At 64.2% G+C, this 13,447-nt stretch carries 11 protein-coding genes; 3 read left to right on the top strand and 8 right to left on the bottom strand.

What is annotated here, in order from left to right:
• The first annotated feature begins 18 nt into the window (after positions 1 to 18).
• Positions 19 to 2,304, top strand: a complete 2,286-nt coding sequence (locus VSR34_RS26540) for an NADP-dependent malic enzyme (RefSeq protein WP_176072324.1) — start codon at positions 19 to 21, stop codon at positions 2,302 to 2,304.
• 93 nt (positions 2,305 to 2,397) lie between these two features.
• Here the strand turns inward: VSR34_RS26540 and VSR34_RS26535 are convergent, their stop codons facing one another.
• Positions 2,398 to 5,994, bottom strand: a complete 3,597-nt coding sequence (locus VSR34_RS26535; protein WP_342964017.1) for an indolepyruvate ferredoxin oxidoreductase family protein — start codon at positions 5,992 to 5,994, stop codon at positions 2,398 to 2,400.
• Positions 5,995 to 6,381: 387 nt separating this feature from the next.
• Here VSR34_RS26535 and VSR34_RS26530 point away from each other — a divergent pair, with 387 nt between their 5' ends.
• The gene (locus VSR34_RS26530; protein ID WP_342964016.1) at positions 6,382 to 6,570 is read left to right on the top strand and encodes a hypothetical protein; all 189 of its coding nucleotides are present in this window, start codon (positions 6,382 to 6,384) and stop codon (positions 6,568 to 6,570) included.
• Positions 6,571 to 6,711: 141 nt separating this feature from the next.
• On the opposite strand, the gene hppD is transcribed toward VSR34_RS26530, so the two are convergent.
• A complete protein-coding gene (hppD, locus tag VSR34_RS26525; protein ID WP_028215302.1) occupies positions 6,712 to 7,809 on the bottom strand; it encodes a 4-hydroxyphenylpyruvate dioxygenase in 1,098 nt (365 codons plus the stop codon).
• Positions 7,810 to 7,945: 136 nt separating this feature from the next.
• Here hppD and VSR34_RS26520 point away from each other — a divergent pair, with 136 nt between their 5' ends.
• Positions 7,946 to 8,440 (top strand): Lrp/AsnC family transcriptional regulator, encoded by a 495-nt coding sequence (locus VSR34_RS26520; protein WP_342964015.1) that lies wholly within the window; start codon positions 7,946 to 7,948, stop codon positions 8,438 to 8,440.
• A 77-nt stretch (positions 8,441 to 8,517) separates the two neighbouring features.
• Here VSR34_RS26520 and VSR34_RS26515 read toward each other — a convergent pair whose 3' ends face one another.
• From VSR34_RS26515 to paaC, 6 genes are all read right to left on the bottom strand, one after another.
• Complete coding sequence (locus VSR34_RS26515; protein ID WP_342964014.1) at positions 8,518 to 9,183, bottom strand: GNAT family N-acetyltransferase; 666 nt, start codon at positions 9,181 to 9,183, stop codon at positions 8,518 to 8,520.
• A 241-nt stretch (positions 9,184 to 9,424) separates the two neighbouring features.
• On the bottom strand, positions 9,425 to 10,027 hold the full coding sequence (locus tag VSR34_RS26510; protein ID WP_028232818.1) for a TetR/AcrR family transcriptional regulator: 603 nt from the start codon (positions 10,025 to 10,027) through the stop codon (positions 9,425 to 9,427).
• Between the two features lie 5 nt (positions 10,028 to 10,032).
• On the bottom strand, positions 10,033 to 10,854 hold the full coding sequence (locus VSR34_RS26505) for a DUF1835 domain-containing protein (protein WP_342964013.1): 822 nt from the start codon (positions 10,852 to 10,854) through the stop codon (positions 10,033 to 10,035).
• A 161-nt stretch (positions 10,855 to 11,015) separates the two neighbouring features.
• Entirely contained in the window at positions 11,016 to 12,104 is a 1,089-nt protein-coding gene (gene paaE / locus VSR34_RS26500) for a 1,2-phenylacetyl-CoA epoxidase subunit PaaE (RefSeq protein ID WP_342964012.1), read from the bottom strand.
• Position 12,105: 1 nt separating this feature from the next.
• The gene (gene paaD / locus VSR34_RS26495; protein WP_042292954.1) at positions 12,106 to 12,636 is read right to left on the bottom strand and encodes a 1,2-phenylacetyl-CoA epoxidase subunit PaaD; all 531 of its coding nucleotides are present in this window, start codon (positions 12,634 to 12,636) and stop codon (positions 12,106 to 12,108) included.
• Positions 12,637 to 12,674: 38 nt separating this feature from the next.
• On the bottom strand, positions 12,675 to 13,445 hold the full coding sequence (gene paaC / locus VSR34_RS26490) for a 1,2-phenylacetyl-CoA epoxidase subunit PaaC (protein WP_342964011.1): 771 nt from the start codon (positions 13,443 to 13,445) through the stop codon (positions 12,675 to 12,677).
• Between the last annotated feature and the right edge of the window lie 2 nt (positions 13,446 to 13,447).

The following is a 13,447-nucleotide window of genomic DNA, read 5'->3' as shown; positions in this document are numbered from 1 at the left end:
GTCCAGGCAGGCCTGAAAATGGATGAACAACTGAAGCAAAGCGCGCTCGCGTATCACCAGAATCCGAAGCCCGGCAAGATCTCGGTCACGCCGACCAAACCGCTCTCGAACCAGGTCGATCTTTCGCTTGCCTACTCGCCCGGCGTTGCAGCCGCTTGTGAGGCGATCCACGCAGACCCGCTCGATGCGCAGAAATACACCTCGCGCGCCAACCTCGTCGGCGTCGTGACGAACGGCACGGCCGTGCTCGGCCTCGGCAACATCGGCCCGCTCGCGGCCAAGCCGGTGATGGAAGGCAAGGGCTGCCTGTTCAAGAAGTTCGCCGGCATCGACGTGTTCGACATCGAGCTCGACGAACTGGACCCGGACAAGCTCGTCGACGCCATCGCCATGCTCGAGCCGACGCTCGGCGGCATCAACCTCGAGGACATCAAGGCGCCCGAGTGCTTCTATATCGAGCAGAAGCTGCGTGAGCGCATGAAGATCCCGGTCTTCCACGACGACCAGCACGGCACGGCGATCATCGCGTCGGCTGCGATCCTCAACGGCCTGAAGGTCGTGGGCAAGGATCTCGGCAGCGTGAAGCTCGTGTGTTCGGGCGCGGGCGCGGCGGCGATCGCGTGTCTCGACCTGCTCGTGAAGCTGGGTCTCAAGAAGGAGAACATCCTCGTTGCCGACTCGAAGGGCGTGATCTACGAAGGCCGCGGCAATCTCGATCCGTCGAAGGCGCGCTACGCCGCCAACACCGATGCGCGCACGCTCGGCGACGCGATCAAGGCCGCCGACGTGTTCCTCGGCTGCTCGAGCGCAGGCGTGCTCAAGCCCGAGATGGTCAAGGAGATGGGCGACAGGCCGTTGATCCTCGCACTCGCCAACCCCGAGCCGGAAATCCGCCCGGAAGAAGCGAAGAAGGTGCGCCCGGACGCGATCATCGCCACGGGACGTTCGGATTATCCGAACCAGGTCAACAACGTGCTGTGCTTCCCGTTCATCTTCCGTGGCGCGCTGGACGTGGGCGCGACGACCATCACGGAAGAGATGAAGCTCGCATGCGTGCGCGCGATCGCGGAACTGGCCGAGGAAACCGACCAGGGCGACGAAGTGGCGAAGGCCTATGAAGGCCACACGCTCGAATTCGGCCCGGAGTACCTGATTCCGAAGCCGTTCGATCCGCGCCTCATCATCAAGATCGCACCGGCCGTGGCGCAGGCCGCGATGGATTCGGGCGTGGCCACGCGCCCGATCCAGGACATGGAAGCCTACCGCGAGCAGCTTGGCGCGACGGTCTACCGCTCGGGCATGGTGATGCGGCCCGTGTTCGCGGCGGCGAAGGCGAAGTGCGCGCGCATCGTGTTCGCCGAGGGCGAAGACGAGCGCGTGCTGCGCGCCGCCCAGTTCGTGCTCAACGAGAAGATCGCCAGGCCCATCATCGTGGGCCGTCCGTCGGTCGTGGAAATGCGCCTGAAGAAGATGGGCTCGAAGCTGCGTCCGGGCACCGACTTCGAGATCGTCGATCCCGAAGACGATCCGCGCTTCCAGAAAAGCTGGCAGGCGTACCACGAACTCGGCGCGCGACAGGGCGTTACGCCTGAAGTGGCGAAGGCTTCGGTGCGCAAGTTCAACACGCTGATCGGCGCGATCCTCGTGCATCTGGGCGATGCCGACGGCATGATCTGCGGTCTGCTGAACAGCTTCGACTATCACCTCAAGTTCGTCGACCAGGTGTTCGGCAAGGCCAGCGAAGCAGAAAACTACGCGGCGATGAACCTGCTGATGCTGCCGGGGCGCAACATCTTCATCAGCGATACCTACGTGAACGAAGTGCCGAGCGCCGAGCAGCTCGCCGACATGACGATCCTCGCCGCGCGCGAGATCGAAAAGTTCGGCATCACGCCGAAGGTCGCGCTGCTTTCTTCGTCGAACTTCGGCAGCGTGCGTTCGTCGACGTCGCAGCGCATGCAGGCCGCGCGCGAGCTGATCGCCGCCCGTGCGCCGCAACTGGAAGTGGACGGCGAAATGCATGGCGACGCGGCGCTCTCCGAGCTGATCCGCAAGCAGTCGTTCCCGGGCACGACGCTCACGGGCGAAGCGAACCTGCTGATCATGCCGAACGTGGAAGCGGCCAACATCGCGTACAACCTGCTGAAGGTGATTGGCGGCGAAGGCGTGACGGTCGGCCCGTTCCTGCTGGGCGCGTCGAAGCCGGTGCACATCCTCACGCCTGCCGCGACGGTGCGACGCATCATCAACATGACGGCGGTGGCTTCGGCGAACGCGGAGGTCTCGAAGGCAGCGGCGAAGTAAACGAGCTTTCGCTGATCGCCTGATGTGAAAAGGGCGCTCCATGTTGCATGGAGCGCCCTTCGTATTTACAGCTTCAACAGCGTCAAGCCGGCATCAAGCCGCGTGCCGCGCTGCGCCGTTTTCCGGAGAGCGCCATTTCGCGAGCAGCGTCGCCCACTTCGCACGCGTGGCCTTGAGGTTGTTCTCCTTGACGTGGCCATAGCCGCGAATCGCATCGGGGAGGTTCGCGAGTTCCAGTGCCAACGGCAAATTAGCCTCGCTCAGCCCACCCATCACCTCGCGCATCAGCGTCTCGTATTCGCCAATGAGCGCACGCTCATGACGGCGTTCTTCCGTGCGGCCGAACGGATCGAGCGCCGTGCCGCGCAGGAACCTGAGCTTCGCGAGCAGACGCATGGCCGCGAGCATGCGCGGGCCGTACTGTTTCTTCACGAGATGGCCCTTGTCGTCGTGCTTCGCGAACGCGGGCGGCGCGAGATGGAAGTTGACCTTCCAGTCGCCTTCGAAGCTCGCCTTGATCTTCTCGATGAACGCCGGGTCCGCGTAAAGGCGCGCGACTTCGTATTCGTCCTTGTACGCCATCAGCTTGTGCAGGTTCTTCGCCACGGCTTCGGTGAGCGGGGACCGGCCATCCACGTGTTCGAGTTTCGCTTCGGCCTGCCGCACGCTTTCGACGAACGCGCGATAACGGCGCGCATACGCCTCGTTCTGATACGCGGCGAGATACTCCGCGCGTTTTTCGATGAGCGTGTCGAGCGCCTTGGGCGTGTGCAGGGAAACGATCTTCGCACCGGCAGCGTCCGTGTTCTGATCCAGAACCGGCTTTTTCACGAGCTGATCCACGGCCGCGCGGTCATGCGCCACGCGCCGGCCCCACTCGAACGCCGCAAGGTTCTTCTCGACCTGCACCGCGTTCAGTTCGATCGCGCGCACGAGCGACTCGTGCATGAGCGGCAGCCAGCCCTTTTGCCACGCGTAGCCGAGCACGAAGGGGTTCGTGTAGATCGCATCGCCGAGCAGCGCTAGCGCGTAGCGGTTCGCATCGACGGTCGCGACGTTGTCCGTGCCCGCCGCCGCTCGCACGTCGGCTTCGGTGCTGGTGCCCGGGAACTGCCACTGCGGGTTCTTGATGAACTCGGCGGTCGGCGTGTGCGCGCTATTGAGCACCACGTGCGTCATGCCTTCCTGCATGCGCGAGACGCAGTCGTCGCCGGCGGTCACGATGGCGTCGCAGCCGATCACGAGCTTCGCCTCGCCCATGGCGATACGCGTAGCGTGAATGTCATCGGGGCGGTTGGCGATCTGCACGTGGCTCATCACCGCGCCGCCCTTTTGCGCGAGGCCGGTCACGTCGAGCACGGTCACGCCCTTGGCCTCGAGATGCGCGGCCATGCCGAGCAGTGCGCCGATCGTCACCACGCCGGTACCGCCCACGCCCGTGACGAGCACGCCATAGGGGCGATCGATCGCGGGCACGTCAGGCGTCGGCACGGCCGGCATCGCCTCGTTCGCCACGCTGCTGGTCTTTGGCTTGCGCAGCTGGCCGCCTTCGACCGTCACGAAGCTCGGGCAAAAGCCCTTCAGGCACGAGTAGTCCTTGTTGCAGGTGGACTGGTTGATCTGGCGCTTCGTGCCGTATTCCGTATCGAGCGGCTCGACGCTCAGGCAATTCGATTGCACCGAGCAATCGCCACAACCTTCGCACACGGCCTCGTTGATGACGACGCGCTTCGCCGGGTCCGGATACGTGCCGCGCTTGCGGCGGCGGCGTTTTTCGGTCGCGCAGGTCTGGTCGTAGATCAGGATCGTCGTGCCGGGAATCTCGCGCAGCTCGCGCTGGATCGCATCGAGCTGGTCGCGGTGATGGATCGTCACGCCCGGCGCGAGCGTTGTCACACCCTCGTACTTCCCGGGTTCGTCGGTGACGATCACGATCTTCGCCGCGCCTTCGGCTGCGACCTGATGCGTGATCTGCGGCACGGTGAGCGTGCCGTCGACGGGCTGGCCGCCCGTCATCGCCACGGCGTCGTTGTAGAGAATCTTGTACGTGATGTTCGCCTTGGAGGCGATCGCCGCGCGTATGGCGAGCAGGCCCGAGTGGAAGTAGGTGCCGTCGCCCAGGTTGGCGAACACGTGCTTGTCGTTCGTGAACGGCGCCTGGCCGACCCACGCCACGCCTTCGCCGCCCATCTGGCTGAAGGTGCTCGTGTTGCGGTCCATCCACACGGTCATGTAGTGGCAGCCGATGCCGGCCATGGCGCGCGAGCCCTCGGGCACGTTGGTCGACGTGTTGTGCGGGCAGCCGGAGCAGAACCACGGCTTGCGCTCGACCTGCACGCGCGGCTTTGCGAGCGCCTTTTCCTTGGCCTCGATCACGGCCATGCGTGCGGCGATGCGCGCACGCACGTCGGAGGGCAGCTCGAACTTGTCGAGCCGCGTGGAAATGGCCCTGGCGATGATCGCGGGCGAAAGTTCGTAGTGCGCGGGCAGGAGCCAGTTGCCCATCGGCACCGACCATTCGCCGCCGGCGCCATCCTTCTCGTCGAACTTGCCGAACACGCGCGGACGCTGCGCGTCAGGCCAGTTGTACAGCTCTTCCTTGATCGCGTATTCGAGGATCTGACGCTTCTCCTCGACCACGAGAATTTCCTGGAGCCCGCGCGCGAACGCGTGCGCGCCCTGCGCCTCGAGCGGCCACACGCAGCCCACCTTGTAGAGCCGGATGCCGATGCGCGAGCAGGTTTCGTCGTCGAGGCCGAGATCGGTGAGCGCCTGGCGCACGTCGAGATACGCCTTGCCGCCCGTGATGATGCCAAAGCGCGCATGCGGCGAATCGATCTCGACGCGGTCGAGCTTGTTCGCGCGCACATAGGCGAGGCCCGCATACCACTTGTAGTCGAGCAGACGCGCTTCCTGCACGAGCGGCGGATCCGGCCAGCGGATGTTGAGGCCGCCTTCGGGCATCGCGAAGTCTTCGGGCAGGATGATGCTGGTGCGATGCGGATCGATCTCCACCGAAGCCGACGATTCGACCACGTCGGTCACGCACTTCATCGCGACCCAGAGGCCGGAGTAGCGGCTCATGGCCCAGCCGTGCAGGCCGAAGTCGAGATATTCCTGCACGTTCGACGGAAACAGCACCGGCAGGCCGCAGGCCTTGAAGATGTGCTCCGACTGGTGCGCGAGCGTGGAAGACTTGGCCGCATGATCGTCGCCGGCGAGCACGAGCACGCCGCCGTGCGGCGAGGAGCCCGCCGAATTGCCGTGCTTGAAGACGTCGCCGCTGCGGTCGACGCCGGGGCCCTTGCCGTACCACATCGAAAACACGCCGTCGTATTTCGCGGCCGGGTACAGGTTCACCTGCTGCGAGCCCCAGACGGCGGTCGCGGCGAGGTCTTCGTTGACGCCGGGCTGAAACACGATTTGATGCGCGGCGAGATGCTGCTTCGCCTTCCAGAGGGACTGATCGAGACCGCCGAGCGGCGAGCCACGATATCCCGAGATGAACCCCGCGGTATTGAGACCGGCGGCCTTGTCGCGTTCCTGCTGCAGCATCGGCAGGCGGACCAGCGCCTGGATGCCGCTCATGTACGCGCGGCCGCGTTCGAGGGTGTATTTATCGTCGAGCGTGACGGAAGCGAGTGCGGCTTCGAGCGAAGCGCGCTGACCTGCGTCTAGCGGGGCATTCATTATGTGTCTTCCTCCAACCAATCCGTTGTGGGATCGCCAGAAATTCAGGGCCTCGGCATCTTGTGAATGCGTTGGCCGGGGTCGCCATATTGGCTTCTTTTTTTCGATAGTAGCACTCGGATAAACCCGCCGCCTTGACACCCGGAACTCACTGCACTTTCCGGGCCGGTGTCCAGGCGTCACGAAACTTGGCGAAATCCGATGTAACAAAGGATGTATCGGATTTCTTCCGACGAGTAACAACGTGTAAAAAGTGCACAGGCGAGGAACCGGTCTTGAATATCCTGTCTAACTCCTTCACCTGTGCGAGCCGCTCAGCGCCCCTTGTCGTTAGCGGTATTTGAAAGGGCGCTGTCGCAACAGGCAGTCTGAAAAAAGGAGTACAGCATGAATCATCGACATATCCAGACCTTCCTGACGGTCTCGGCTGCATTCTTTGCCATCAGCACGCCGCTGCATTCGAACGCCAGCACGAAGAGCGGTGCGAACGCAACGACCCGCTGCGCCGAGTACACGCTGAGCGCCAAGGCGGGGACGAACGCGATGCCCGCCACGAAAGCCGGGCGCAAATCCTGATGCCGCGCTGATCCGCGCAGCGTTCCATTCACCCGCCCGGCGCCGGGGTGTGCGGCGAAGGGTTCAGAAGAAAAAAGGGCGAAGATCGCGTGGTCTTCGCCCTTTTTATTTGCCTTTAGCGGGCTTAGCGGTCGATGCGGATCAGGCCTTGTCCTGCACCACACCTCGGCGGATCTGGTCGAGCTCGATCGATTCGAACAAGGCTTTGAAGTTGCCTTCGCCGAAGCCCTGGTTGCCCTTGCGCTGGATGATCTCGAAGAAGATCGGGCCGATCTGGTTCTCCGTGAAGATCTGCAGCAGCAGGTCTTCGGGCATGCCGTCGATCAGGATCTTGCGCTTTTTCAGCTCGTCGAGCGGCTCGCCGTGGTTCGGGATGCGGCGGTCCACGAGCTCGTAGTAGGTGTCGATGGTGTCGAGCAGGGCGATCTCTTTGGCGCGCAGTCCATCCACGGTGCGGTAGATGTCGTTCGTGCCGAGCGCGATGTGCTGGATGCCCTCACCATGATAGGCGTCGAGGTATTCCTGGATCTGGCCCGCGGTCTCGCCGCCTTCCTCGTTGATCGGAATGCGGATCTTGCCGCAGGGCGAGGTCATCGCCTTGGACTTCACGCCCGTCACCTTGCCTTCGATGTCGAAGTAGCGGATTTCGCGGAAGTTGAAGAGGCGTTCGTAGAACTCCGCCCACTCGTTCATGCGGCCGCGGTGGACGTTGTGCGTGAGGTGATCGATGTAGGTGAGGCCGTGCCCGACCGGGTGCTGGTCGGCCCCCGCAATCGGCTCGAAGTCGACGTCATAGATGCTGATGTCGCCGATGCTGCCCGGCGCGGCGCCGTTCTTGCCGCGCCAGCGATCGACGAAATAAATCAGCGAATCGCCAATGCCCTTGATGGCGGGGATATTCAGCTCCATCGGGCCCGTCTTGTTGTCGAAGCCCCATGCGCCCAGCTCGAGCGCGTGCTTGTAGGCCTTGGCGGCGTCCTGCACGCGGAACGCGATCGCGCAGATCGACGGGCCGTGCAGACGCGCAAAGCGCTGCGCGAACGAATCGGGTTCGCCGTTGACGATGAAGTTGATCTCGCCCTGGCGATAGAGCGTGACGTCCTTATGGCGATGACGCGCAATGGCCGTGAAGCCCATGCGTTCGAACAGCTTGCCGAGCGCCTTGGGGTCCGGCGCGGTGTATTCGATGAACTCGAAGCCGTCGGTGCCGACGGGGTTCTCCCAGGTGGGGACCAGCATGGTTGTCTCCTGACGTAGATCAGATTTCGTGTAGCAGAGTGTAGACCGCCGTATTGGGAGAAAACTTGCGAGTTGGGTCGCGCTGTCGTCGGTTTGCGCTATAAACTGCCTTTAAAGAATCATGGGAGGGCAGAAAATGGCAAGCCTCGAATTGGATGCGATCGACAGGCGTATTCTGGCAATCCTTCAGGAGAATGGCCGCCTCTCCAACCAGGAGATCGCGGAGCGTGTGAATCTCTCGCCGAGCCCGTGTTTGCGGCGCATCCGGCGCCTGGAGGAGAGCGGCGTGATTCGCGCCTACGTGGCGCTGCTCGATGCCCAGAAGCTGGGGCTCGACCTGCTCGCGTACGTGAACGTGCGGCTCGAAAAGCGCGGGCCCACGGCGGCGGGGCGCGAGGGCGTGACGCACGCCGAACTGTTCCGCGCGGCCGTGCAGACCTGGCCGGAAGTGGTGGCCTGCCACGCCATGACTGGCGATATGGACTTCCTCCTGCGCGTGCAGGTCGAGGATATGGCGCATTTCTCGCGCTTCGTGCAGAGCCAGTTGCTGCACCATCCGTCGGTGATCGACGTGAAATCCAGCTTTTCACTCGACACGTTCAAGGAAACGACGGCGTTGCCGATTCGCTGATTGCGCGCCCCGCTGACGAAAAAAAAGCGGCCGAAGCCGCTTTTTCCAATGCATTAGTCAGTCCCGAGGGGCAGGAGTCACGCTGCGACCGCTTGAGGCAGGATCGTCTCGATGAACTTGCTGGCCTGGCGCGCCTGACGCTTGAGCGCGTAGTCGAACACGGCGGCTTGCTCCTGAAGCATTTCGGCGATGATGCTGCTCTGGTCGGCCGGCTCGAGCGAAAGGTACGCGTCGGCTTCGCCGTAGGCGTACTCGATCTTCATGCCCGACTTTTTCGCGATGTGCATCATCGTCGAGTTGCGCGACAGGCAATGCATGTAGAGCGTGGTGACATGCGTATTGCGGCTGCGGATGGCGGCGCGCTCGAACAGCTTCGAGCCGATGCCCTGACCTCGCGCGCTTTCCAGCACGGACACGCCGAATTCAGCGGTGCGGCCGTTACCGTCCGCCGGCAGATACGCCAGATGGCCGACGCCGACCAGTTGCAGCTGGTGGTCGAACACGCCGAACACGGTGTCGCGCGTGAAGTCCATCGAGCGCACGTACTTCTCGATGACGTGGTCCGGAGCGGCCTGGCCAAAGCGCAGCAGGCGGTCGTCGCTTTCCAGTGCGAGGAAGTGCGCGAGCAGGCGTTCGCGGTCTGCGGAAGTGAGTACTCGCACCATGACGGGCGCATGACCGGACGTCATCGAGCGAACGGACGCCAGGGTCGGCTCGCTGGCTTGGGTCGAAAGCAGGGTCATGATGGGTTCTCCTTAAAATGCGTACGGCATGATGCAGTGCAGAACGCATTCTAGCGGAAACCCTGGGTGCACTCTAGGGAAAACCCGGAGTGTAAATTTGAGTGTTGCACCTAATTAACAAATTTATAAGTGTAACTCTTTGATTTTTAAGAAGTATTCTGATCGAATAGTTTGACCGGTCAACTGTTGTCGCGATACATCATGTCGCACCGCAGCAGTCCAGCCCGGAAATTTCTCCCGCTCAGGCGCCCTTCAGGCCGTGATCGACCACGTCGATCACCTGTTCGGCAAAGTCGCGATAGCCCATGCGGCCGCCTGGCTTGAGCCAGGTAAACGTCCAGTTGATCATGCCGAAGACCATCATCGTCAGCGCGGTCTGGTTTTCGCTCGTCACGCGACCCGGGTAGGCGCGTGCCAGCTGGCGTGTAAAGGCGGCGACCACGTCGCGCTGGCGGTTCAGGACGATCTCGCGCTGGGCGTCCACCAGGTATTTGACGTCGTTCAGAAGCGCCACGTGGCGGCTGTGCGAGGTTTCGTATTCCGCCAGGAAAGCGCGGATCAGCTCCGCGAAGCTCTCGCGTTCGTCGAGGCCGCGCCGCTGGCTCGCCCCTTCCACCTCCGCGATGATCAGCATCAGCCGCTTCGTGTAGCGGTCGAGCAGATCGAAGAGGATCGCTTCCTTGCTTTCGTAGTAATGGTAAAGCCGCGCCTTCGAGGTGCCGCTCGCGGCCGCGAGGTCGGCCATCGACGTGCTTGGGTAGCTCGTTTGCGCGAATTTGGTGGCGGCGAGTTCGAGGATCTGGTCGCGTTGAGTTTCGTGGTCGGGCGCTCGGGTGCGTGCCATGGGATTCAGCGAGGGAAGGAAAGGTGCGTGGCGGTTTTGGGGAGAGGCGGCCGCGCAGCGCGCGCGGCTGCCGCGAGGGGAGCGCTGGCGGCGCACACGTCGTCGCGCAGGCGCAGTGCTTCGGCCGCGAACAGTTCGCGCAGGCGCCACAGGACAACGGGCTCGTCGACCGTGAAACCGGCGCCCGTGAGCGCCGCGCCGAGCGCGTCGCTGTCGAGCCACGAGGTTTCGGACTGCCGCGGCTCGTGGGCGTCGAGCACGTCGAGTATCAGTGCGTCGAGATCGCTCCACGTGCCGCTTGAAAAGGTGTTGTCGCGCCAGCGGCGCATTTCGCCATTGGCGAACTTGGCTCCCTGCCACTCGAGCGCGAGGCGCGTGATGCGCAGTACCGAGATCGGTGCGGCGTCGAGCAGCAGCGCCGAAAGGCGGCGGGCCGAGAGGTTCGCGCCTGCAATGGGTTCGGCGGTGAGGCGCACTTCGTTCAAGCGCTGCGGGACGGCGCGCAAGCGATAGCAGACACGCCGCAGCGCGAGCTGGTGCGCGGCGTCGTGCGTGTGCCAGATCACCAGGTGGGCGTCGTCGGCCTCGAGCGCTGTCAGCACCGCGCAGTCGTCGTGCGCAAGCGCGGCCGTTGCGCCATCCAGGCCTTCCCAGAAGGCGGCGCGTTGCGCCACACCTGGGTCGCCCGCTTCGTCGATATCGCGCAGCGGGCCTACCGTCAGGTCGTCGCGCAGGGCGATCACGCGGTCCTGGCGATCGGCCGTCTGGAGCGCCCGGCGCAGCGCCGCCGCGCCAGGCTCGCCATAAATGAGGTGAATTGTGGTCATCGACAACCCGTTGCGTTCACGACGAACGCCAGGACGCCCGAAAGCGCGCAAAAGACAAAGGGCCGCCCGCCGGTGTGCAGCGCTGCGCTGCAACACCGGCGGGCGGCCCCTAGTGTAAGCGGATCGCCTGCAGGCCGAAAGCGGGCTGTTGCGCTAACGCCTTAACGCTCGTCGTAGCTCACGACCACACGCTCGCTCACCGGATGGCACTGGCAGGTGAGCACGAAGCCGTCTTTTACTTCCTGCTCTTCGAGCGTGTAGTTCTTGTCCATTTTCACCTCGCCTTCGAGCACCTTCGCGCGGCAGGTGCAGCACACGCCGCCCTTGCAGGCGTACGGCAGCGCGAGGCCCGCCTTCAGGCCGACGTCGAGCAGGCTCACGCCTTCGTACGGCAGGCGCATCTTGCGCTTCTTGCCGTCGATGACGATTTCGAGGTCCGCGGCCGGCGTGTTCTCCGTGATTTCGACAGGCGGCACGCCCGCTTGCGGCAGCGGCGAGCCGAAGCGCTCGACGTGAACATTCTGCTGCGGCACCCCCGCGTCCTTCAACGCGGCCTCGGCTGCGTCCATCATCGGGCCGGGACCGCAGATGAAGGCCTCGTCGATTTCGTCGGCCGGCAGCAGCGTTTCGAGGAACGCCGCGCACTTGGCCTGGTCGAGCACGCCGTTGAACAGCTCGACGTCCTGCAGGTCGTCGGAAAGGACGTGATAGAGCCGGAAGCGGCTCATGAAACGGTTCTTCAGGTCCTCCAGCTCTTCGGCGAACATGATCGCGTCGACGCTGCGATTGCCGTACACGAGCGTGAACGCGCTGCGCGGCTCCGTTTCGAGCGTCGTCTTGATGATCGCGAGCACGGGCGTGATGCCCGAGCCGCCCGAGAACGCAACGTAGTGCTTGCCGTGCTCGGCGTTCAGGTGCGTGAAGAAGCGGCCGTCGGGCGTCATCACTTCGATTTCGTGGCCCGGCGCGAGCTGCTCGAACGCGAAGTTCGAGAATCGCCCGCCGCGCACGCGCTTGATGCCGATGCGCAGTTCGCCGTCGCGGTCATAGTCGGTCACGCCCACGCAGATCGAGTACGAACGGCGCGTCTCCTCGCCGTCGATATGGGTCTTGAGCGTGACGAACTGACCCTGGGTGAAGCGATACGCGTCGCGCAGCTCGGGCGGGACTTCGAAAGCGACAGAGACCGCGTCCGCGGTTTCGGGCCGCACTTCGCGGATGCGCAGCGAATGGAATTGCGGAGTGGCCATATCAGTACGGTTTGAAGTAGTCGAAGGGTTCGCGGCAGTCAATGCAGCGGTAGAGCGCCTTGCACGCGGTCGAGCCGAACTGCGCGAGGCGTTCGGTGTGCTTCGAGCCGCAGTGCGGGCAGGCGGGCGCGGGCAGCTTCGGGATGAACGCGATGGGCTGCTCGCTGGCGGCTTGGCCCGCGCCGCCGCCGCAGTTGCCGGTGGGGGGCGCGATGCCGTAGGCGCGCAGCTTCTCGCGCGCTTCGTCGGTGATCCAGTCGGTGGTCCACGCGGGCGTCAAGGTCGTCGCAATGCGGTAGGGCCCGAGTGCGGCGGCTTCGAGCGCGTGCCCGACGTCCTCCGCGATCTGCGACATCGCCGGGCAGCCCGAGTAAGTGGGTGTGATCACCACTTCGAGGTGGCCGTCTTCGGCGCGGCGGACTTCGCGCAGGATGCCCAGTTCACGGATCGACACGACCGGGATCTCCGGATCGGGCACCGCTTCGAGCACTTCCCACGCGCGTTCGAGCGCGCGATCTGCCGTTGCTTGCATCGTGACTTCCCCTGTTCCTGCGTGAGCGTGAAGCGTGCTTACCAGCGCGCGTCCGGATGCTGGCGCGCGAGGCTCTGCATCTCGGCGAGCACGAAGCCCATGTGTTCCGAGTGTTCGCCGTGCTTGCCGGTCGTGATGTGGAACACCTGCTCGGGCAGCGTGAGCGTGGCTTCTTCGAACGCGGCTTCCACGTCGGCGCGCCACGCCGCTTCCAGCTGCGCGGTGAGCGGCGCGATGCCGGCTTCGGCCACGGCCGTTTCCACGGCGTCGGTGCTGAAGAACTCGCGCGTGTACGGCATCAGCCAGTCGAGCGCGGCTTGCGCGCGGCGGTGCGATTCGTCGGTGCCGTCGCCGAAACGGATCAGCCACTCACGCGCATGGTGGAGGTGGTAGCGCGTTTCCTTGATCGAGCGCTCCGCAATCGCGGCCAGCTGGGGATCGGCGGAGCGCAGCAGCGCCGTCCACAGATGTGCCATCAGCGAGGCATAGAGAAAATTGCGCACGATCGTCACGGCGTAATCGTTGGACGAATGCGTCGTGCCGGTGAGCGGGCCGAAATGCGGCAGCTCGGCGAACGTGTAGTTGGCGAATTCGCGCTCGGCGCGGAAATAGGCGTAGTCGTCCTCGGTGCGTTCGCGGCCGGTGAGCGCCTTTTCGAGCGTGGCGGCATGCGTGTAGAGCAGGCGCGCCTGACCGATCAGGTCGAGGCTCATGTTGGCGAGTGCGATGTCCTCTTCGAGGACCGGGCCGTGGCCGCACCATTCCGTGTTGCGCTGACCGAGGATCAGCGCCGTATCGGCAAGGCGCAGCA

Source organism: Paraburkholderia sp. JHI2823 (assembly GCF_038900695.1).
GTDB lineage: Bacteria > Pseudomonadota > Gammaproteobacteria > Burkholderiales > Burkholderiaceae > Paraburkholderia > Paraburkholderia mimosarum.
This window is presented reverse-complemented; position numbering and strand designations above follow the sequence as displayed.